General features: G+C 61.0%; 18 protein-coding genes. 6 read left to right on the plus strand and 12 right to left on the minus strand.

Features of this window, described 5'->3' with window-relative positions; translation table 11 throughout:
* Positions 1–30: 30 nt before the first annotated feature.
* Both betB and betI read right to left on the minus strand, forming a co-directional pair.
* The gene (betB, locus tag BLL36_RS20930; RefSeq protein ID WP_076953219.1) at positions 31–1,503 is read right to left on the minus strand and encodes a betaine-aldehyde dehydrogenase; all 1,473 of its coding nucleotides are present in this window, start codon (positions 1,501–1,503) and stop codon (positions 31–33) included.
* Between the two features lie 61 nt (positions 1,504–1,564).
* Positions 1,565–2,158 (minus strand): transcriptional regulator BetI, encoded by a 594-nt coding sequence (gene betI, locus BLL36_RS20935; RefSeq protein ID WP_076953220.1) that lies wholly within the window; start codon positions 2,156–2,158, stop codon positions 1,565–1,567.
* A 389-nt stretch (positions 2,159–2,547) separates the two neighbouring features.
* On the opposite strand from betI, the gene BLL36_RS20940 reads away from it, so the two are divergent.
* The gene (locus tag BLL36_RS20940; protein ID WP_231999011.1) at positions 2,548–4,482 is read left to right on the plus strand and encodes a BCCT family transporter; all 1,935 of its coding nucleotides are present in this window, start codon (positions 2,548–2,550) and stop codon (positions 4,480–4,482) included.
* Positions 4,483–4,612: 130 nt separating this feature from the next.
* Here BLL36_RS20940 and choV read toward each other — a convergent pair whose 3' ends face one another.
* From choV to BLL36_RS20955, 3 genes are all read right to left on the minus strand, one after another.
* Positions 4,613–5,791: a choline ABC transporter ATP-binding protein gene (gene choV / locus BLL36_RS20945; protein ID WP_076953222.1), complete on the minus strand. Its 1,179-nt coding sequence runs from the start codon at positions 5,789–5,791 to the stop codon at positions 4,613–4,615.
* Positions 5,788–6,633 carry a choline ABC transporter permease subunit gene (choW, locus tag BLL36_RS20950; RefSeq protein WP_046069868.1) on the minus strand — a complete coding sequence of 282 codons (846 nt, stop codon included), beginning with the start codon at positions 6,631–6,633 and terminating at the stop codon, positions 5,788–5,790. Before choW ends, choV begins: the two co-directional genes overlap by 4 nt.
* 69 nt (positions 6,634–6,702) lie before the next feature.
* Positions 6,703–7,650, minus strand: a complete 948-nt coding sequence (locus BLL36_RS20955) for a choline ABC transporter substrate-binding protein (RefSeq protein WP_076953223.1) — start codon at positions 7,648–7,650, stop codon at positions 6,703–6,705.
* Between the two features lie 483 nt (positions 7,651–8,133).
* Between BLL36_RS20955 and BLL36_RS20960 the strand changes: the two genes are divergently transcribed.
* Both BLL36_RS20960 and gbdR read left to right on the plus strand, forming a co-directional pair.
* A complete protein-coding gene (locus BLL36_RS20960; RefSeq protein ID WP_076953224.1) occupies positions 8,134–9,510 on the plus strand; it encodes an L-serine ammonia-lyase in 1,377 nt (458 codons plus the stop codon).
* 505 nt (positions 9,511–10,015) lie between these two features.
* Complete coding sequence (gbdR, locus tag BLL36_RS20965; protein WP_076953225.1) at positions 10,016–11,119, plus strand: choline metabolism transcriptional regulator GbdR; 1,104 nt, start codon at positions 10,016–10,018, stop codon at positions 11,117–11,119.
* Positions 11,120–11,247: 128 nt separating this feature from the next.
* Here gbdR and BLL36_RS20970 read toward each other — a convergent pair whose 3' ends face one another.
* From BLL36_RS20970 to BLL36_RS20990, 5 genes are all read right to left on the minus strand, one after another.
* Entirely contained in the window at positions 11,248–11,511 is a 264-nt protein-coding gene (locus BLL36_RS20970; protein ID WP_076953226.1) for a hypothetical protein, read from the minus strand.
* Between the two features lie 226 nt (positions 11,512–11,737).
* Positions 11,738–12,232, minus strand: a complete 495-nt coding sequence (locus BLL36_RS20975; protein ID WP_076953227.1) for a thioesterase family protein — start codon at positions 12,230–12,232, stop codon at positions 11,738–11,740.
* A 106-nt stretch (positions 12,233–12,338) separates the two neighbouring features.
* Positions 12,339–13,304 carry an L-carnitine dehydrogenase gene (locus BLL36_RS20980; protein ID WP_076953228.1) on the minus strand — a complete coding sequence of 322 codons (966 nt, stop codon included), beginning with the start codon at positions 13,302–13,304 and terminating at the stop codon, positions 12,339–12,341.
* A 147-nt stretch (positions 13,305–13,451) separates the two neighbouring features.
* On the minus strand, positions 13,452–14,339 hold the full coding sequence (locus tag BLL36_RS20985; protein ID WP_076953229.1) for a BKACE family enzyme: 888 nt from the start codon (positions 14,337–14,339) through the stop codon (positions 13,452–13,454).
* 86 nt (positions 14,340–14,425) lie between these two features.
* Positions 14,426–15,370, minus strand: coding sequence for a choline ABC transporter substrate-binding protein (locus BLL36_RS20990; protein ID WP_076953230.1), 945 nt, complete (start codon positions 15,368–15,370; stop codon positions 14,426–14,428).
* A gap of 193 nt (positions 15,371–15,563) precedes the next feature.
* Between BLL36_RS20990 and BLL36_RS20995 the strand changes: the two genes are divergently transcribed.
* Positions 15,564–16,508 (plus strand): GlxA family transcriptional regulator, encoded by a 945-nt coding sequence (locus BLL36_RS20995; protein WP_076953366.1) that lies wholly within the window; start codon positions 15,564–15,566, stop codon positions 16,506–16,508.
* A gap of 317 nt (positions 16,509–16,825) precedes the next feature.
* On the opposite strand, the gene BLL36_RS21000 is transcribed toward BLL36_RS20995, so the two are convergent.
* The gene (locus BLL36_RS21000; protein ID WP_076953231.1) at positions 16,826–17,242 is read right to left on the minus strand and encodes a DUF3010 family protein; all 417 of its coding nucleotides are present in this window, start codon (positions 17,240–17,242) and stop codon (positions 16,826–16,828) included.
* Positions 17,243–17,432: 190 nt separating this feature from the next.
* Between BLL36_RS21000 and BLL36_RS21005 the strand changes: the two genes are divergently transcribed.
* On the plus strand, positions 17,433–18,395 hold the full coding sequence (locus tag BLL36_RS21005) for a tyrosinase family protein (protein ID WP_076953232.1): 963 nt from the start codon (positions 17,433–17,435) through the stop codon (positions 18,393–18,395).
* 41 nt (positions 18,396–18,436) lie between these two features.
* Here the strand turns inward: BLL36_RS21005 and BLL36_RS21010 are convergent, their stop codons facing one another.
* Entirely contained in the window at positions 18,437–18,838 is a 402-nt protein-coding gene (locus BLL36_RS21010; RefSeq protein WP_076953233.1) for a lysozyme inhibitor LprI family protein, read from the minus strand.
* A gap of 221 nt (positions 18,839–19,059) precedes the next feature.
* Here BLL36_RS21010 and BLL36_RS21015 point away from each other — a divergent pair, with 221 nt between their 5' ends.
* Positions 19,060–20,037 (plus strand): dipeptidase, encoded by a 978-nt coding sequence (locus tag BLL36_RS21015; RefSeq protein ID WP_010207105.1) that lies wholly within the window; start codon positions 19,060–19,062, stop codon positions 20,035–20,037.
* Positions 20,038–20,048 lie beyond the last annotated feature (11 nt).

Consider the following 20,048-nt stretch of genomic DNA (forward strand, 5'->3'; position numbering starts at 1 on the left):
GCGGCCTCGCAGGCACTACAAAACTCGGGGTTAGAACACCGAGGCGTAGTCGCCCAGCTCGACCTGTACCGATTTGATGCGGGTGAAGTTGTTCAGCGAGCTGATGCCGTTCTCACGGCCAACACCGGATTGCTTGTAGCCGCCGACCGGCATCTTGGCGTCGGACTCGCCCCAGGCGTTGATCCAGCAGATACCCGCTTCCAACTGATGAATCACGCGGTGGGCGCGGTTCAGGTCCTTGGTGACCAGGCCGGCCGCCAGGCCGAAGTCGGTGTCGTTGGCGCGGCGGATCACTTCTTCTTCGGTTTCATAGGTGAGGATGCTCATCACCGGGCCGAAGATTTCTTCACGCACGATCACCATGTCATCGATGCAGTCGGTGAACACCGTCGGGGCCACGTAGGCGCCTTTGGCCAGTTCGCCGTCGGTCAGGCGGTCGCCGCCGCACAGCAGGCGCGCGCCTTGCTCTTTGCCTTTGGCGATGTAGCCCAGCACGCTTTCCATGTGGGCGAAGCTCACCAGCGGGCCGAAGTTGGTGGTGTCGTCTTGCGGGTCGCCCACACGGATGCGCGCAACACGTTCAAGGATCTTGGCTTCGAACGCCGCCTGCAGGTGCTTGGGCACGAACACGCGAGTGCCGTTGGTGCAGACCTGGCCGGAGCTGTAGAAGTTGGCCATCATCGCTATGTCGGCCGCACGGTCCAGGTCGGCGTCTTCGAACACGATCAGCGGCGACTTGCCGCCCAGTTCCATGGTCACTTCCTTGAGCGACGAGCTGGACGCGCTGGCCATGACTTTCTTGCCGGTGTCGGTGCCGCCGGTGAACGAGACTTTCTCGATGCGCGGGTGCTCGGTCAGCCAGGTGCCGACTTCACGGCCGCTGCCGGTCAGTACGTTGAACACACCCGCTGGAACGCCGGCTTCGGTGTAGATCTCGGCCAGTTTCAGGGTGGTCAGCGAAGTGACTTCGCTCGGCTTGAAGATCATCGCGTTACCCGCGGCCAGGGCCGGTGCGGACTTCCACAGGGCGATCTGGATCGGGTAGTTCCACGCGCCGATACCGGCGACCACGCCCAGCGGCTCGCGGCGGGTGTAGACGAACGACGTGTCGCGCAGCGGGATCTGCTCGCCCTCAATGGCCGGCACCAGGCCTGCGTAATACTCCAGCACGTCAGCGCCGGTGACGATGTCGACGTACTTGGTTTCGGAGAAGGATTTACCGGTGTCCAGGGTTTCCAGGGCAGCCAGTTCGTCGTTGCGCTCACGCAGGATGTCGACGGCGCGACGCAGGATGCGCGAGCGCTCCATGGCGGTCATGGCGGCCCAGATTTTCTGGCCTTTCTCGGCGCTGGCCACGGCGCGCTCAACGTCTTCCTTCGTTGCGCGTTGCACTTGGGCGAGAACTTCACCGTTAGCCGGGTTGATGGCTTCGAAGGTGGCATCGCTGCCAGCGTCGCTGTAGCCGCCGTCAATGTAGAGTTTTTGCAGTTCGAAACGGGCCATAAAGTCCTCGCAAGTGCATAAGTGGTTGGCGCGGTTCGGGAGTTGAGCGGTTATCGGTGCTCTAACTCACCTGCTTGGCCAATTGGAAATCCATGTATTCGTGCGCAATGCGTTGCGCCTGCTCCGTGTCGAAAGCGTCTCCCGACAGGGCACCGCGCAACCACAAACCGTCGATCAGGGCCGCCAGCCCTCGGGCCGCGCTGCGTGCTTCGGGCAATGGCAGCGCACGGCGGAACTGGCAGCACAGGTTGGAATACAGACGCTGATCGTTGATCCGCTGCAACCTGTGCAAAGACGGGTGGTGCATGCTGGAGGCCCAGAAGGCCAACCAGGTTTTCATTGCCGGGCCGTTGACCTGGCTGGCGTCGAAGTTGCCGGCGACGATCACCTGGAGGTGGGCGCGCGGGCTGTCATCCTTCAACGCTTGCCGACGGGCGTGGATGTTTTCCATCAGCACGCTCATCAAGTACTGCATCGTCGCCGCGATCAGGCCGTTCTTGTCCCGAAAGTAGTGACTGATGATGCCGTTCGAGACGCCGGCCAAACGGGCGATCAGCGCAATGCTGGCATCTCCCATTCCGACTTGATCGATGGCCGTCATCGTGGCTTCGATCAATTGCTGGCGGCGTATGGGTTGCATACCGACCTTGGGCATGTAGCACCTCTCCTTAGGCCTGCCGACGGGCGATCACGTCCATCGGCTTGAAGGCCAGTCTATTTTGTTTTGATTGAACGTTCAATCAACAAAGAATAAGCTCTGCGACAAATGGTCGCTGCCTACAGATATTTCCTACCTGAGAGCCGCGACCGCTGACACCTGCGAAAACCCCTGAAACAGGCCGTATCAGGGCCTGGGCACCGCTTCGGCGAGGCCAGGGATTTTCGGGGTGTCTTTATAACACCCGTCCGTCGACTGCCGAAAAATCGATGTCCTGGGTTAACCGTTGCCTTGTGTTTCTCTCTCGCACTGCCCGGAGCATCTGCGCCATGAGTTCTGCCTCTCTTATAAAGACCCCGCCAGAAAAGGTACGGGTCAACGGTTGGGTGTTCTACACCTCCACCGCATTGATTCTGTTGTTGACCGCCATCCTGATCATCGCCCCGCAGGAGGCCGGGCGCATGCTCGGCGTCGCCCAGGCCTGGCTGTCGAAAAGCTTCGGCTGGTACTACATGGTGGTCATCGCCGCCTACCTCGTCTTCGTGGTCGGCCTGGCGTTTTCGTCCTACGGCAAATTGAAACTGGGCAGCAAGGACGACACCCCGGACTTCAGCTACGGCGCCTGGGCCGGGATGCTGTTCTCGTCGGGCATCGGCATTTCGCTGCTGTACTTCGGCGCCTCCGAGCCCCTGGACCACTACTTCAACCCGCCCGAAGGCGCGGCCGCCAGCAATGGCGCCGCACGCCAGGCGCTGCAGTTGACCTTCCTGCATTGGGGCCTGCATGGCTGGGCGATCTATGCCCTGGTCGGCCTGGCCGTGGCGTACTTTGCGTACCGCCATAACCAGCCGCTGGCCTTGCGTTCGGCGCTGTACCCGCTGGTGGGCGAGCGTTGGGTGAAAGGCGCGGCCGGCCATGCGGTGGATGGCTTCGGTATGTTCGTGACCCTGCTGGGCCTGGTGACCAACCTGGGGATCGGCTCGATGCAGGTCTCGTCCGGGCTGGAAAACCTGTTCGGCATGCAGCACAGCAACACCAACCTGCTGATCGTGATCATCGTGATGAGCACCGTGGCGACCATCGCGGCGGTGTCGGGCGTGGAGAACGGCATCCGCCGCCTGTCCAACCTCAACATTGTGCTGTTCAGCGGCTTGCTGATCTTCGTTCTGCTGTTCGGCCCGACCCTGCATTTGCTCAACGGCCTGGTGCAGAACACCGGTGACTACCTCAATGGCATCATCCTGAAAACCTTCGACCTCTATGTGTACGAAGGCGACGCCGACAAGACCGAGCGCTGGATGGGCCTGTGGACCCTGTTCTACTGGGCCTGGTGGATTTCCTGGGCGCCCTTCGTGGGCATGTTCATCGCGCGTATTTCCCGTGGGCGGACCGTGCGCGAACTGGTGGCGGGCGTGTTGCTGATCCCGCTGGGCTTTACCCTGGCGTGGCTGTCGATTTTCGGTAACTCGGCCCTGGACCTGGTGTTGAACCACGGCGCGGTGGAGCTGGGCAAGACCGCCCTGGAACAGCCGTCCATGGCCATCTACCAACTGCTGGAATATTACCCAGCGTCGAAAATCGTCATTGGCGTGTCGATCTTCGTGGGCTTCGTGCTGTTCCTGACGCCTGCGGATTCCGGCGCAGTGATGATGGCCAACCTTTCCTGCAAAGGCGGCAACGTGGACGAAGATGCCCCGCATTGGCTGCGGATCTTCTGGTCGGCAGTGATTACCCTGGTGACCATCGGCTTGCTGTTCGCCGGTAACTTCGAAGCCATGCAGACCATGGTGGTGCTGGCGGGGCTGCCATTCTCGGTAGTGCTGGTGCTGTTTATGTTCGGTTTGCACAAGGCGATGCGCCAGGACATGGCGATCGAACAGGAGCAGGCGCAATTGGCTGAGCGCGGCCGCCGTGGTTTCAGCGAGCGCTTGACCGCGCTGGACCTGCAACCGAGCCAGGGCACCGTGCAGCGTTTCATGGACAAGCACGTCACGCCGGCGCTGGAAGAAGCCGCGTCTGCGTTGCGTGAGCAGGGGTTGCACGTGCAGACCTTGCTCGGCAAATCCAAGCGCTGCATCGGTGTACGGATCGAGAGGGAGGAGGGTAACCCGTTTGTCTACGAAGTGAGCCTGGATGCCTACTCGTCGGCGCCGAGCGACCTGCCCGAAGAAGAACGTACGCGCTACTACCGTGCCGAGGTCTACCTGCACAACGGTGCTCAGGAATACGACCTGATGGGCTTCACTCAGGAGCAGATCACGCGGGATGTGCTCGATCAGTTTGAAAGCCATCGGCAGCTCCTTGGCCGGGTTTATAGCTAGTCACTTCAGATCGTTCCCACGCTCCGCGTGGGAACGCATCCTGTGACGCTCCGCGTCAGGACTTCACAGCGGACGCGGAGCGTCCAAGGCGGCATTCCCACGCGGAGCGTGGGAACGATCAAGTGTTGTATCAGCCCAGGTTCTTGCCTAGCAAGGCATGGTACAGCTCGCTGTCCCCCAGGATTCCCACCACCTGGTTGTTGTCATGCAACACCAGCTTGTTGCCGGTCTGGTAGCGGATCTGCAACGCATCGCGCATGCCGATATTGGAGTCCACCAGCGTCGGCACCCGGCCCAGACCTTCCACCGCTTGCCCCGGTGCCCAGTTCTGCAGGTTCATCGCCACGCCGTTCTGGCGTGCGCCCTTGATGGTGTTGCCTTCGGCCAGGTCCAGCCACGAATCGCCGCCCGGGTCCAGGCACACCGAGCCGTTCACGCGCGTGCAGTTGTCCAGGGTTCGCATCAGGCTGCGGCCGCACAGTACGTTCAGCGGGTTGGTATGGGCGACGAAGGTGCGCACATAGTCGTCCGCCGGGTTCAGCACGATTTCTTCCGGCACGCTGTACTGGATGATCTTGCCGTCTTTCATGATCGCGATACGGCTGCCGAGTTTCAGCGCCTCATCGAGGTCATGGCTCACGAACACGATGGTCTTGCTCAGCTTGCGCTGCAGCTCCAGCAGTTCATCCTGCAGGCCCTGGCGAATCAGCGGGTCAAGGGCGGAGAAGGGTTCGTCCATCAGCAGGATGTCGGCGTCCATCGCCAGCGCGCGGGCCAGGCCGACGCGCTGCTGCATGCCGCCGGAGAGTTCGTCCGGCTTCTTGTTGCGCCATTGGGTCAGGCCCACCAGCTCGAGCTTTTCATCCACCAGCTTGCGCCGGTCTTTTTCCGGGCGGCCCTGCATTTCCAGGCCAAAGCTGATGTTTTCGCGCACCGTCAGCCAAGGCATCAGGGCAAACTTCTGGAACACCATGGCGATACGCTTGGTGCGCATCATTTTCAGCTCGGCCGGCGTGCAGGACGCGATGTCGATCTGGCGGCCTTCATGCTCCACGAACAACTGGCCACGGCTGACGGTATTGAGGCCGTTGATGCAGCGCAGCAAGCTGGATTTGCCGGAGCCCGAGAGGCCCATCAGCACGCAGATCTCGCCTTTCTCGACGTCCAGGCTGGCTTTTTCCACACCGACGATCTGGCCGGTCTTTTTCAGGATTTCATTGCGGCTCATGCCCTGGTCCAGCAGCTTGAGCGCTTCGCGTGGGTCTTTGGAGAAGATCACGTCGACATTGTCGAATCGGATAATGCTCATGCATCACCCCCTACTTTAGCGTCGGGTTGTTTGCAGATGCGGTCGAGCATGATGGCCAGCAGCACGATCGCCAGGCCGGCTTCAAAGCCCAGGGCGATGTCGGCGGTGTTGAGTGCGTTGACCACCGGTTTGCCGAGGCCGTCCGCGCCCACCAGGGCCGCGATCACCACCATCGACAACGACAGCATGATGCATTGGGTAATGCCGGCGGCAATGCTCGGCATGGCGTGAGGCAGTTCAATGCGCGAGAGCAACTGACGGCGCGAGCAGCCAAAGGCCTTGCCGGCGTCCATCAACTCTTGCGGAACATCGCGGATACCCAGGTAGGTCAGGCGGATCGGCGCGGCAATCGCGAACACCACCGTGGAAATCAGCCCGGGCACCACACCCAGCCCGAAGAGGGTCAGGGTAGGGATGAGGTAGACGAAGGTCGGTACGGTCTGCATCAGGTCGAGCACCGGCCGCATCATGGTGTAGAACATCGGTTTGTGCGCGGCAACAATGCCCAGCGGCACGCCGATGACCACGCAGACCAGGGTGGCGAACAGCACCTGCGCCAGGGTCTCCATGGTTTCCTGCCAGTACCCGAGGTTAAGGATGAGCAGGAAGGAGGCGATGACAAAAACAGTCAGTCCCCATTTACGTTGGATGAAGTGAGCCAGCAGCGCAATCAGACCGATCAATGCCAGCGGATTGAACCAGGTCAGCGCAAACGTCACGCCGTGGATCATCGTTTCCAGTGTCGATGCGATTGCATCGAAGTAGTTGGCACCGTTCTGGGTCAACCATTCGACGAAGGCAGCGATGTACTGGCCTAGTGGGATTTTCTGTTCAGTCAGCATGGTAGTGAATGTCCACATGCGAAGGGGAATACATCCCGGGGCAGCGCACCGCCCCGGGGTCAGCGGGGTTTACTTGGCGAGGTAAGCCTTGACGGCTTCCAGGCCTGGTTTGCCATCGACGGTGGTGACACCGGCGAGCCAGGTGTCGAGCACTTGCGGGTTCTTCTTCAGCCACGCCTTGGCGGCGGCGTCGGGTTTCATCTTGTCGTCCAGCACATTACCCATCAGGGTGCTTTCCATGTTCAGGGTGAACGACAGGTTCTTCAGCAGTTGGCCAACGTTGCTGCATTCCTGGGTATAGCCCTTGCGGGTGTTGGTGTAGATGGTGGCCTGGCCGTAGTTGGGGCCGAACGAATCGTCACCCCCGGTCAGGTATTTCATCTTGAAGCGGGTGTTCATCGGGTGCGGTTCCCAGCCGAGGAACACGATGGCCTGGTCGCGCTTGGTGGCGCGCTCGACCTGGGAAAGCATGCCGGCTTCGCTGGACTCGACCACTTTGAAACCAGCGGTCTTGAGGCCGAAGGCGTCTTTGTCGATCAGCGTCTGGATGGTGCGGTTGCCATCGTTGCCCGGTTCGATGCCGTAGATCTTGCCGCCCAGCTCATCCTTGAATTTGGCGATGTCGGCGAAGTCCTTCAAGCCTTTGTCGTACAGCGCCTGCGGGACCGCCAGGGTGTATTTGGCGTTCTCCAGGTTGGCGCGCACGGTTTCCACGGTGCCGGCATCACGGTACTGCTTGATGTCGTTTTCCATGGTCGGCATCCAGTTGCCGAGGAAGACGTCCATGTTCTTGCCGTCGGCCAGCGACTTGTAGGTCACCGGTACCGAAATCATCGTGGTGCGCGGCTTGTAGCCCAGGCCCTTGAGGACTTCGCTGGTGGTCGCGGTAGTGACGGTGATGTCGGTCCAGCCGACATCGGAGAAGTTGACGGTCTTGCACTGTTCCGGTTCTGCGGCGTGCGCCATGACTGGCAGACTCAGCATGGCGGCCAACAACAACGAGGGTGAACCTTTCATCGGGGTAGACTCCTGTGTTTTTTCTGGCGGCCTTCGCCGCGCTTTATAAGGGTTGCGGTTGGAGCGTGCGAGGAAGCGAATGGCACGGTGCCTTGCAAACGAGTCGAGACTGATCATGTACCAGTGAAAATCTGACGCCTACAGGGGGCGTCGTATCCAGTACAGGGATGGTCGTATCCAGTGTCGGTGACGTCGCTTACAGATTTTTCCTCAGGCAAAACGTAGGAGCGAGCTTGCTCGCGAAGGTCGTCAACGATAACGCAGCGCTGTCAGGAGGTCCGCGTTGCCGATACGCTTTTCGCGAGCAAGCTCGCTCCTACAGTGACCAAGCCGTTCTCGCACGCAAGCGACGCTCGTGAGCATGGTTGCGTCGGTGTGAGACGCCGTGACGGCGGGGAAAAGCCGGATGATGCCGCCATCTGGGCGATCTGAGCGTAGCACCTCGTTCAAGCCTGGCCGTGCTTATCGAGGAGTTCTACCGCAATGGCTATCAGCGTTTTCGACCTGTTCAAGATCGGCATCGGGCCTTCGAGTTCTCACACCGTCGGCCCCATGCGCGCCGCGGCGTTGTTCGTTCAAGCATTGCGTGAACGCGAACTGTTGGAACAGGTTCGGCGCGTCGAAGTTCAGCTGTACGGCTCTTTGTCGGCCACCGGCATCGGCCACGGCAGCGACACCGCCACCGTCATGGGCCTGATGGGCGAGTGGCCGGACGCGATTGACCCGTCGCAGATCGGCGTGCGCATCCACACCCTGCGTGAGACCGATACCTTGCTGCTGGACGGGCGTTTGCCGGTGCCTTTCGTCTGGGCCCGGGACATGCGCCTGCTCGACGAAAACCTGCCGTTCCATCCAAACGCCATGACCCTGGTGGTGTGGGGTGATGAGGGCGAGTTGCACCGCGACACCTACTATTCGGTGGGTGGTGGTTTTGTGGTGGACGAAGCCCAGGCCCGGAGCGGCGTGGCGGATATGGACCGCACCGAGTTGCCTTACGATTTTTCCAGCGCGGTGGAATTGTTACAGCTGTGCAAGACCCACAACCTGCGTGTGGCCGAGTTGATGCTGGCCAACGAAAAGGTCTGGCGCTCCGAGGAAGACATCCGCAGCGGGCTGATGAAGCTCTGGCGCGCCATGCAGGCGTGTGTCGAGCAGGGCCTCAAGCACGAAGGCATCCTGCCAGGCGGCCTGAATGTGCGCCGTCGCGCGGCCAAGTTGCACCGCAGCCTGCAGGAACTGGGCAAGCCGAATGTGATCGGCTCGACCTTGAGCGCCATGGAGTGGGTGAACCTCTTCGCCCTGGCGGTCAACGAAGAGAACGCCGCCGGCGGACGCATGGTCACCGCTCCCACCAATGGCGCGGCGGGGATTATTCCGGCGGTGTTGCACTACTTCATGAAATTCAGCGAGGACGTTACCGAGGCCAACGTGGTCGACTACCTGCTCAGTGCGGCGGCGGTGGGGATTCTGTGCAAGAAGAACGCGTCGATCTCCGGTGCCGAAGTCGGTTGCCAGGGCGAGGTGGGTTCCGCGTGCGCCATGGCGGCGGCCGGACTGGCCGAAATCCTCGGTGCCACGCCAGAGCAACTGTGCAACGCCGCCGAGATCGGCCTGGAGCACAACCTCGGCCTGACCTGCGACCCGGTCGGCGGGCTGGTGCAGGTGCCGTGCATCGAGCGCAATGCGATTGCGGCGGTGAAGGCGATCAATGCCGCCCAGATGGCCTTGCGGGGTGACGGCCAGCACTTTATCTCGCTGGACCGGGTGATCCGCACCATGCGCGATACCGGCGCGGATATGCATGACAAGTACAAAGAGACGTCGCGAGGTGGGTTGGCTGTCAGCGCGGTAGAGTGCTGACCTGATCCCTCTCTGTAGGAGCGAGCTTGCTCGCGAAGAACCCGAGAGCGCCGCGTTCATCCAGAATGCCAGCGTCATCGTTAACGACCTTCGCGAGCAAGCTCGCTCCTACATTGAACATCTCCCGCCCAGCACGCCACCTTTTAGCGCGTCGCAAATAGATAAGTAGGTTGCGAACGATTACCCGCCTGACCTCCCGTCCCCCGCGCCTGCGGTGACAGACTTTTCCCACACCCTCAAAGCCCCTTCCCACAAGTGCTACCGATCTGCTCACACCTCTCGGGCAGGCCCGTTCCTACGGACAATTCCGGCCATATCCCTACCTCCGGCACGGGCTTGTTTAGACGCGTCATGAGGTCGTTTTTAGGATTTATTGGATGGCCATTCAAATTCAGGCACGGCATTTGCTCTATCAATTCAAAGCCTCTCGCCTTGCTGTAGCGAGAGCGCAATAACAAGAGCCTCGCCTGAGGCCATCACCCGCTTTGTGTGAGGAGATACTGCGATGACGTCGTCCAACGCCGGGGCCCAACCCCAGAACCGTGCGCCTCAATCCATCGGCTTTTTGCTGCTGGACAATTTCACGCTGATTTCCCTGGCGTCGGCAGTCGAACCGCTGCGCATGGCCAACCAGCTTTCCGGCCGCGAGCTGTATCGTTGGACGACCCTAAGCGTCGACGGCAACCAGGTGTGGGCCAGCGACGGCCTGCAAATCACCCCCGATGCGGCCATGCAAAAAGCCCCGGCCCTGGACACGGTGATCGTGTGCGGCGGCGTCGGTATTCAGCGTACCGTGACTCGCGAGCATGTGTCGTGGCTGCAAAGCCAGGCGCGCCAGTCCCGTCGCCTGGGTGCGGTGTGCACCGGCAGTTGGGCCCTGGCCTGCGCCGGTCTGCTCGATGGCTTTGATTGCAGCGTGCACTGGGAATGCCTGGCCTCGATGCAGGAAGCCTTCCCCCGCGTGGCCATGAGCACACGCCTGTTCACCCTCGACCGCAACCGCTTCACCAGCTCCGGCGGCACCGCCCCGCTGGACATGATGCTGCACTTGATCAGCCGCGATCACGGCCGTGAACTGTCGGCCGCTATCTCCGAAATGTTTGTGTACGAACGTATCCGCAACGAACAGGACCACCAGCGTGTGCCGCTCAAGCATATGCTGGGCACCAACCAGCCGAAGCTGCAGGAAATCGTCGCGCTGATGGAAGCCAACCTGGAAGAGCCGATCGACCTGGATGAGCTGGCGGTGTATGTCGCCGTGTCCCGCCGCCAGTTGGAGCGCTTGTTCCAGAAATACCTGCACTGCTCGCCGTCGCGCTACTACCTCAAGCTGCGCCTGATCCGCGCACGGCAGTTGCTCAAGCAAACGCCAATGTCGATCATCGAGGTGGCGTCGGTGTGTGGCTTCGTGTCCACCCCGCACTTCTCCAAGTGCTACCGCGAATACTTCGGCATTCCGCCACGGGATGAGCGTGTTGGCTCCAATACCACGCAGCAGGTGGCAATGATGCCGATTCCGCAGGCGCTGGTGTTGTCACCGTTGTCGGGGCCGATGTCGGCGTTGAGCCAGGCGCGCAATGAGTCGACTTTTGCCAGCGTAAGGCTCTAAATCCGACGCAGCTCACTGTAGGAGCGAGCTTGCTCGCGAAAAACTCAAGACCACTGGGGGTGTCAGAGGCCCCGCGTTATCGTTGACGATTTTCGCGAGCAAGCTCGCTCCTACAGGAATGGTGTTTGTCAGGCGCCGGAGTTCTGCTTGAACTGCATCAAAGCCGGCAACAACTGCTTATCGATCGCCTGCCGCACCGCCGGCAAAATAGTCGCGCTGCCGGTGTACATCTGCTCAACCATGCCCTTGAGCGCCTTGGCCCGCGCCGCGCTCAAGCCGCGCACTGCACACTCGCAAGCCTGTTCGGCGGTGGCACCGCTGGACACCTCGAAACCCAGTGAGCGCAACTGGCTAAGCAGGTCGTCCTGGTCAATCAAATCCGCGTGCATCATGACGTTTAATCCTGGTGAGTGGAGCGGGGTTTGACCTTGATTCTGGTAGCCGCTCAAACAGTCGGCAAGGGCAGAATGCGCCCATGCCTCGGATGGCTATGAACGTGTCGTTTTCGAGCCATTTGCCCGCTGCGGTAACCGGCACACTGAACCCAGGCACACAGCTTGACGGTTTGGTCACCCTCGAGATGTACCGCTCACACAAGGCACTTGCGCCCCGATCCAGTCACGGCTGGTCGGGGCTTTTTTGTTGGCCGGGCAAACCGATGACGCGGCCGAGGAGGGCGGGCCTGGGCAGTTCGCCTTGTGCCGCGATGAGGGTCGAGAGCCGCGCCTGCGTAGCCTCGCTGAACGGCGTAGAACGCGGCCCGGCGAGGTCGACGTGCAGCAACATCTGTTCGTTGCCGGCCAACGCCTTTTCATCACCGACTAAATGCAGGCTGTGATAAAGATGCAGGCGCTTGGAATCAAAGGCGATCAGTTGGGTGTGCACCTCGACGTCGGCACCGAGCTTCACTTCGTGCAGGTAGTTCAGGTGCAGTTCCAGGGTGAACAGTGAATGGCCGCTGGCTTCGCGGTTTTCGCTGTCCAGGCCAAGCCTGTCCATCAGCGCATCGGTGGCGTAGCTGAAGATCAACAGGTAGAACGCATCGCGCAGATGGCCGTTGTAGTCGACCCAGTCGGGTTGGATCTTGGTGGTGTAGGTGGTGAGTGCGGGCATGGCCGGGATTCCAGATCAGTGCGCGGTCAACTGTGGGAGCTGGCTTGCCTGCGATGGCGATGCAAGATTCACCACCGCTATCGCAGGCAAGCCAGCTCCCACAGGGTTATTCAGCGAAGCTCATACCGTGTTTGGCTTTAGTCACCTTCACAGCCTCAAGCACCGCCAGCAGGCAATCATCACGATAGCGCTCCAGCGCCGAAATGCTGTGCTTGCCCAACTGCTCGCTGGTGCCCTCCACCACATCATCAATCAACTTGTCGGTCAGCTCCGGCGCCGGCAAATACGTCCACGGCAGCTGTAGCGCCGGGCCGAACTGGGCCATGAAATGTCGCATCCCGGCATCGCCCCCTGCCAGGGTGTAGGTCAGGAAGGTGCCCATGAACGACCAACGCAGGCCTGCGCCAAAGCGGATCGCGTCATCGATCTCCCCGGTGGTCGCCACGCCATCGTTGACCAAGTGCAAGGCCTCGCGCCACAGCGCTTCCAACAAGCGGTCGGCGATAAAACCGGGGACTTCCTTGCGCACATGCAGCGGGCGCATGCCCAGGGATTGATACACCTTGATCGCCGCCTGGATCGCCTCCGGCGCGGTGTGTTGGCCGCCGACGACTTCCACCAGCGGCAAAAGGTAAACCGGGTTGAATGGGTGACCGACCACGCAGCGTTCCGGGTGGGTCGAGCCCTCATAGAACTCGCTCGGCAACAGGCCCGAGGTACTCGAGCCAATCAGCGCATTGGGCTTGGCCGCGGCGCTGATCTTGCCGTGCAGTTGCAGTTTCAGCTCCAGGCGTTCCGGGGCGCTTTCCTGGATGAAGTCGGCGTCTTTCACACACTCCTCAATGGTTGCGACAAAGCGCAAGCGGTCCTGTGAGGCACCCGTTGCAAGGCCTTGTTTCTCCAGGGCGCCCCAGGCATTGGCGACGCGTTTGCGCAATGCGGCTTCGGCCCCGGGCGCCGGGTCCCAGGCGACCACATCCAGGCCATGGGCCAGTGCGCGGGACACCCAGCCGCTGCCGATGACACCGCTGCCGAGGGCGGCGAAGGTTTTGATTTCGGTGATAAAGCTCATTGGCGACGTTCCTGAATAATGTGATGAACCCCTGTGGGAGCGGGCTTGCTCGCGAATGCGGTGTGTCAGTTAGTGCATTCGGTGACTGGCACACCGCATTCGCGAGCAAGCCCGCTCCCACAGTTTTGATCCGGTTTCGGCAGTGGATCAGCCGCGCTTGGTCAATCCCATCTTCACGCGGCCCTCCGCCGGCGTCATGACCCTCGCGCCCAGGCGGCTGAGGATTTCACTGGCGCGCTCCACCAACTGACCATTAGTGGCGAGCACGCCCTTGTCCAGCCACAGGTTGTCTTCCAGGCCAACCCGCACGTTGCCGCCCAGCAGCACGGCTTGCGCCGCCATCGGCATTTGCATGCGGCCGATGCCGAAGCCGGCCCACACAGCGCCGGCGGGCAGGTTGTCGACCATGGCTTTCATGGTGGTGGTGTCGGCCGGCGCCCCCCAGGGGATGCCCAGGCACAGCTGGAACAGCGGGTCGTCCAGCAGGCCTTCCTTGATCATCTGCTTGGCGAACCACAGGTGGCCGGTGTCGAAAATTTCCAGCTCGGCCTTTACGCCCAGTTCCTGGATGCGCTTGGCGCCAGCCCGCAGTTGTGCCGGGGTGGACACGTAAATGGTGTCGCCATCGCCGAAGTTCAGCGTGCCGCAATCCAGGGTGCAGATTTCCGGCAGCAGCGCCTCCACGTGGGCCAGGCGCGTCAGCGGGCCGACCAGATCGGTGTTGGGGCCGAACGCCATCGGGTTCTCGCCGCCACCGATCTCCAGGTCGCCGCCCATGCCGGCGGTCAGGTTGACGATGATGTCGATGTCCGCTTCGCGGATGCGCTCCATCACCTCGCGGTACAGGGCCACGTCGCGGCTGAACTTGCCGGTTTCGGGGTCACGCACATGGCAATGCACCACCGTGGCGCCGGCCTTGGCGGCTTCCACCGCGGCGGCGGCGATTTGTTTGGGCGTGACCGGCACGTGCGGGCTTCGGCTGGTCGTGTCGCCAGCACCGGTGAGTGCGCAGGTGATGATGACGTCGTGGTTCATGGGGCGGTTCCTTACGGGCATGATTCAAGGGCGTGGCGATGCCGTTCGCAGCCGGTCGGGGCTGCGAAGCGGTGATTTAAATAAAGTTATTTGCTGGTCAGTTGGATATTTGCCGCAGCCGGCTTGCCATCGAAGGTGGTCACGCCGTCCAGCCAGCGCGCCTGGTCCTGCGGGTGATCCTTGAGCCACTGCTTGGCCGACTCGATAGGATCCTTGTGATCCAGCAAGGGCTGCATCATTCGGCTCTCGTCGGCGGCGGTGAAGGTGAGATTGGTCAGCAATTTGTGCACGTTGGGGCATTGTGCTGCGTAGGTCGGCGCGGTGACCGTCCACACGCTTGCCTTGCCCTCGTTCGGGCCCAGGGCGTCTTCGCTGCCGGTGAGGTAGGTCATGGCGACGTTGACGTTCATCGGGTGCGGCGCCCAGCCGAAGAACACCACCGGCTCCTTGCGCCGAACCGCACGGTCGACCGCGGAGAGCATGGCGGCTTCACTGGACTCCACCAGCTGGAATTTGCCCAGGCCGAACTGGTTCTTGGCGATCATCGCCTTGATCTGGGTGTTGGCGCCCGAGCCTGGCTCGATGCCGTAGATTTTGCCTCCCAGTTCTTTTTCGAATTTGGCGATATCCGCGAAGGTTTTCAGGCCCTTGTCCGCCAGGTAAGTCGGCACGGCAAGGGTCGCGCGGGCGTCTTCCAGGCTGGGCTTGTCGAGGACTTTGACTTGCTTGGCGTCGACGAACGGCGTGATGGTCTGGGTCATCAGCGGGTTCCAGTAGCCCAGGAACAGGTCCAGGCGCTGATCGCGAATGCCGGCAAAGATGATTTGCTGGGAGGCGCTGGTCTGTTTGGTCTTGTAGCCGAGGCCGTCGAGCAGCACCTGGGCCATGGCACTGGTGGCGATCACGTCGGTCCAGTTCACCACGCCCAGGCGTACGTTCTGGCATGAAGCGGCATCCGCTGCCATGACGTGGGTGCTCAAAATAGCGCTGACGCTGAGTGCAAGCACGCTGCGGCTGATCAGTCGGTTCATGGTGGATCCCTCGGCAGGTCGTTATTGTGGGGGCCGGCGTCTTTGTGCGCCGTGGGATCACGTTACGCAGCTTGGGGAGCGGTAAAGCGCACGGCGGCGACCCGCTCTTGCACTGCAGCGACCTGCCCCCTTGAATCCGCCCATGAACGGGAGTATCACAGTGCCACGCTGGCCGTCCGACGAGAGCGCCACCATGTCCCAGGATTACTATTTCTTGCTGATGCCGGGGTTCTCTGCCATCGGCTTTATCTCCGCGCTGGAGCCGCTGCGGGTGGCCAACCGGTTTCGTGGCGAGCTGTACCGCTGGCATGTCCTGAGCGCCGATGGCGGCGCGGTGCTGGCGAGCAATGGCATGTCGGTCAACGCCGACGCCGCGCTGGAACCGCTGAAAAAGGGCGCGACGCTGATGGTGGTCGCCGGCTTCGAACCGCTGCAGTTCGCCACCCCCGCGTTGGAACACTGGCTGCGCCGCCTCGACCACGACGGCGTGACCCTCGGCGCCATCGACACCGGTGCCTGCGTGCTGGCTGAGGCGGGCCTGCTCGATGGCCACCGACTGACCCTGCACTGGGAAGCCATCGACGCCTTCAAGGAGTCGTATCCACACCTGAGCGTGACCCAGGAACTGTTCGAGATCGACCGCCGCCGTATCACCTGCGCCGGCGGCACCGCCTCCATCGACCTGATGCTCGACCTCATCGCCCAGGCCCACGGCCCGGAGTTGGCGATCCAGGTCTCCGAACAGTTCGTGCTCGGCCGCATCCGCCCGCGCAAAGACCACCAGCGCATGCAGATCGCCACGCGCTACGGCATCAACAACAAGAAGCTGGTGCAGGTGATCGGCGAGATGGAACAGCACACCGAGCCGCCGCTGAGCACATTGGCCCTGGCCGACGCGATCAAGGTGACGCGCCGCCAATTGGAACGCCTGTTTCGCCTGCATCTTAACGACACGCCGAGCAACTTCTACCTCGGCCTGCGCCTGGAAAAAGCCCGGCAGTTATTGCGCCAGAGCGACATGAGCGTGCTGGAGGTGAGTATTGCGTGCGGGTTTGAGTCGCCGTCGTATTTCACCCGAAGTTACCGGGCCAGGTTTGCGAAGTGTCCGAGGGAGGATCGGCGACGGGAGGTGGTTTGATCAGTTTTTAGCCAATTATAGTGCCGACTATAATTTATAGTCGTTTCCATAATTGGGTATAAATCTCAGTTTCACGGATTGGCGATTGCACGGTCACCGCAACGCTTTTGTGGAAATGCAGATCAAATGTGGGAGCTGGCTTGCCTGCGATTCTCCCTGTAGTGAGCGGGCTTGCCCCGCGCCGGGCTGCGAAGCGGCCCCAAACCCGGCACCTGCGTTCTACCTGAAGCTCGGCGATGCCTCTATAGGGGCGGCTTCGCCACCCAGCGCGGGCGGTGCGACGATTCGACAAGCCCGCTCACTACATGTGAGCGGGCTTATTTTTTTACCAGCGCCGAACACGCCGCCTTGAACGCCTCATGCTGATACTTGTTCAGCGTCGCCGGCAGATCAAAGCTGTACTTCTTGTTCTGCGCATTGATGGTTTGCGGCGACAGCAGCGTAACCTCAACACCCTCCAGCAACTGAAACACACCTTCAATCTTGAACGTGGTCGGGCCGCCGGCGAATTCGCCTTTCTTGCTGCGCTTCTTGATCGCGATACGGGTGATGGCGTTTGCCTGCACAAACGCCTTCACCTGAGCCGCGAAGGCTTTGACGTTGGCCGCTTCGTCATCGTCTTCCAGCGCGATTTTCTTGGTGGCCAGGGCGATGTGGGTCAGCACCTGGTTGTCCAGGGAGGCAACGGCGATGATAGCTTCGCTGCCTTTGATTTCAATGCCGCAGATAGTCATAAGGTCGTCTTGGAAAAATAGATGAAGCAGAAGGGTATCAGGGTTGACGCAGGTGTGGGCCGTCGGTCGGGAAAGGCCTGAACCTGTTATTTATGACAGTAGACCGCACTCTCGTGCGCTCTTAGATTTCCTTCAGGAACCAATCGTTGGTTCCCGTTGTTACATGGCTTTTCAATAAGGGAGTTATGCAATGAACGTTCGCAAGGAAATCCGCGCGCTGTCCGCAAGTGAGCAGTTGGTGTTTATCCAAACGTTATTGGCAATGAAGAAAAGCGGCACTTACGATAAGTACGTTCATTGGCACCATGAGGTCATGATACCTACGGTCTATCCAAATGAGCCCCAGGATCCCAACTATCGTAACGGTGCCCACAGAGGGCCCGCGTTCTTGCCGTGGCATCGAGAAATGTTGATGCAGTTCGAGGCAGACCTTCAGGCCATCACGCCAGGTATCACACTGCCTTACTGGAACTGGACGCTGGACGCGGCTGCCCCTGAAAGCTCGCCGGTGTGGGGCCAGGGTTTCCTGGGTGGAGATGGTGACCCGGCCGATCAGTTTCGGGTCCAGGACGGCGTTTTTGCCCACAAATATGGGAATTGGCCGGTGTCTTCCTACCCGGGCGAAGGCTTGCCCGGGCCAGGGTTGAAACGCCAGTTCGGGCAAGAGACCAGCTCGTTGCCGACTGAAAGCGATTTGCAAATGGCTATGAACGAAGCGTTGTATGACGAGCCGAACTACAACTCGGCGCCTTTCACTCGCGGGTTCAGGAATCGGCTGGAAGGCTGGATCACCCAGCGCGGTGACCCGAATGTCAAAACGCCCGGCTCGCAGTTGCATAACCGCGTACATTTGTGGGTGGGGGGCAACATGTTGCCCATGACCTCGCCTGATGATCCGGTTTTTTTCCTGCATCACTGCTTCGTAGACAAGATTTGGGCGGACTGGCAGGCGCAGAAGATGCTGGATGAGCCGGACCTCGCCCCGCATTACTGTCCGATGCAGGATGGTCCGCCGAGCCACAACTTTAACGATGTACTCAAACCCTGGGCCCGGCGTATCAGTGACATGATGGATATCGCGGCGTTAGGCTACAGCTACGCGCCAAGCCAACCCTTGACGAAGAGTTCGTTCAAGTCGCCTTTCGCGGCGTGACATCTGCCTGCCGCTCCTGCCATAGGGCCGCGGGAGCGTTCTTACTCCTGTCCGATCGACTCTAAAAACTCCGACCGCTCATCACTCATCCGCGCCAGACAATCATTCTGCGCAATCGCGTAGGCCTTGGTTCCGGTCACCGCCGGGAAGGTGTCCACCGCGCAATCGGCGTCGCGCAGTTTTTCCCACTTCTGCTGGGCATCCTTCAGACGAGCGGTAATGTCCGCCAGTTTGGTTTTGTCGCTGCCATAGATCGAGGCCATGCGCTCCAGCAGGCCCTGGTAGTTATCTTTGAGCAGTTGTTCTGCGGTGGTCTTGTTGTAGGAGGCGCATTCCAGGGTTTGCTTGTCGTTTTCGATGCCGTCGCACGGCGTGCTGTCGGTGTCTTCGGCTGCGTGGGCGCCGGTTGCGATGAGTGCCAAAACCAGGAAAATCGATTTCATTGCGCCGTCTCATATCAGGTGATGCGGGAATTCTGGCTCAAGCGTACGACAAAGAACAGCCGCCAGTCAGACCTCTCTTAGCAGCCTTTGTCGCGGATTGACGCTTTCGGCAATTCCCCTGTCGTTTTTGCACCCGGCTCTGTCGGCCCCTGGGCATATGCTGGCCCCAAAGCGCCGGCAGACGATTCGGCGCATGAATCGCCAAAATAAGGGGACGCCTGATGAGCCCAGCCGAGTTGCACGCCGACAGCATCGTTATCGACGGGCTGATTATTGCCAAGTGGAACCGCGACCTGTTCGAGGATATGCGCAAAGGTGGCCTCACCGCCGCCAACTGCACGGTGTCGGTGTGGGAAGGGTTCCAGGCCACCATCAACAATATCGTGGCCAGCCAGACCCTGATCCGCGAGAACAGCGACCTGGTGATTCCGGTAAAAACCACCGCGGACATCCGCAAGGCCAAGGAACAAGGCAAGACCGGCATCATCTTCGGCTTTCAGAACGCCCATGCCTTCGAAGACCAGCTCGGCTATGTCGAGATCTTCAAGCAGCTCGGCGTTGGCGTGGTACAGATGTGCTACAACACCCAGAACCTGGTGGGTACCGGCTGCTACGAGCGCGACGGCGGCCTGTCGGGCTTCGGGCGTGAGATCGTCGCCGAGATGAACCGCGTCGGCATCATGTGCGACCTGTCTCACGTGGGCTCTAAAACCAGCGAAGAAGTCATCCTCGAATCGAAAAAGCCGGTGTGCTACTCCCACTGCCTGCCGTCCGGGCTCAAGGAGCACCCGCGCAACAAGTCCGATGAAGAACTCAAGTTCATTGCCGACCACGGCGGTTTTGTCGGCGTGACCATGTTCGCGCCGTTCCTGGCCAAGGGCATCGACTCGACCATCGACGACTACGCCGAAGCCATCGAATACACCATGAACATCGTCGGCGAAGACGCCATTGGCATCGGTACCGATTTCACCCAGGGCCATGGCCAGGATTTCTTTGAAATGCTGACCCATGACAAGGGCTACGCGCGCCGCCTTACCAGCTTCGGCAAGATCATCAACCCGCTGGGCATCCGCACCGTGGGCGAGTTTCCCAACCTCACCGAAACCCTGCTCAAGCGCGGCCACCCCGAGCGTGTGGTGCGCAAGATCATGGGCGAAAACTGGGTCAACGTCTTGAAGGACGTCTGGGGCGAATAAGCCAGACACCC

The sequence above is a fragment of the Pseudomonas cedrina subsp. cedrina genome (assembly GCF_001983175.1).
GTDB lineage: Bacteria > Pseudomonadota > Gammaproteobacteria > Pseudomonadales > Pseudomonadaceae > Aquipseudomonas > Aquipseudomonas cedrina.

Coding starts and splice junctions, on each gene's coding strand:
- betB (WP_076953219.1), bottom strand. CDS start 1,503: ATGGCCCGTTTCGAACTGCAAAAACTCTACATTGACGGCGGCTACAGC.
- betI (WP_076953220.1), bottom strand. CDS start 2,158: ATGCCCAAGGTCGGTATGCAACCCATACGCCGCCAGCAATTGATCGAA.
- choV (WP_076953222.1), bottom strand. CDS start 5,791: ATGAGCATTATCCGATTCGACAATGTCGACGTGATCTTCTCCAAAGAC.
- choW (WP_046069868.1), bottom strand. CDS start 6,633: ATGCTGACTGAACAGAAAATCCCACTAGGCCAGTACATCGCTGCCTTC.
- BLL36_RS20955 (WP_076953223.1), bottom strand. CDS start 7,650: ATGAAAGGTTCACCCTCGTTGTTGTTGGCCGCCATGCTGAGTCTGCCA.
- BLL36_RS20960 (WP_076953224.1), top strand. CDS start 8,134: ATGGCTATCAGCGTTTTCGACCTGTTCAAGATCGGCATCGGGCCTTCG.
- gbdR (WP_076953225.1), top strand. CDS start 10,016: ATGACGTCGTCCAACGCCGGGGCCCAACCCCAGAACCGTGCGCCTCAA.
- BLL36_RS20970 (WP_076953226.1), bottom strand. CDS start 11,511: ATGATGCACGCGGATTTGATTGACCAGGACGACCTGCTTAGCCAGTTG.
- BLL36_RS20975 (WP_076953227.1), bottom strand. CDS start 12,232: ATGCCCGCACTCACCACCTACACCACCAAGATCCAACCCGACTGGGTC.
- BLL36_RS20980 (WP_076953228.1), bottom strand. CDS start 13,304: ATGAGCTTTATCACCGAAATCAAAACCTTCGCCGCCCTCGGCAGCGGT.
- BLL36_RS20985 (WP_076953229.1), bottom strand. CDS start 14,339: ATGAACCACGACGTCATCATCACCTGCGCACTCACCGGTGCTGGCGAC.
- BLL36_RS20990 (WP_076953230.1), bottom strand. CDS start 15,370: ATGAACCGACTGATCAGCCGCAGCGTGCTTGCACTCAGCGTCAGCGCT.
- BLL36_RS20995 (WP_076953366.1), top strand. CDS start 15,564: ATGTCCCAGGATTACTATTTCTTGCTGATGCCGGGGTTCTCTGCCATC.
- BLL36_RS21000 (WP_076953231.1), bottom strand. CDS start 17,242: ATGACTATCTGCGGCATTGAAATCAAAGGCAGCGAAGCTATCATCGCC.
- BLL36_RS21005 (WP_076953232.1), top strand. CDS start 17,433: ATGAACGTTCGCAAGGAAATCCGCGCGCTGTCCGCAAGTGAGCAGTTG.
- BLL36_RS21010 (WP_076953233.1), bottom strand. CDS start 18,838: ATGAAATCGATTTTCCTGGTTTTGGCACTCATCGCAACCGGCGCCCAC.
- BLL36_RS21015 (WP_010207105.1), top strand. CDS start 19,060: ATGAGCCCAGCCGAGTTGCACGCCGACAGCATCGTTATCGACGGGCTG.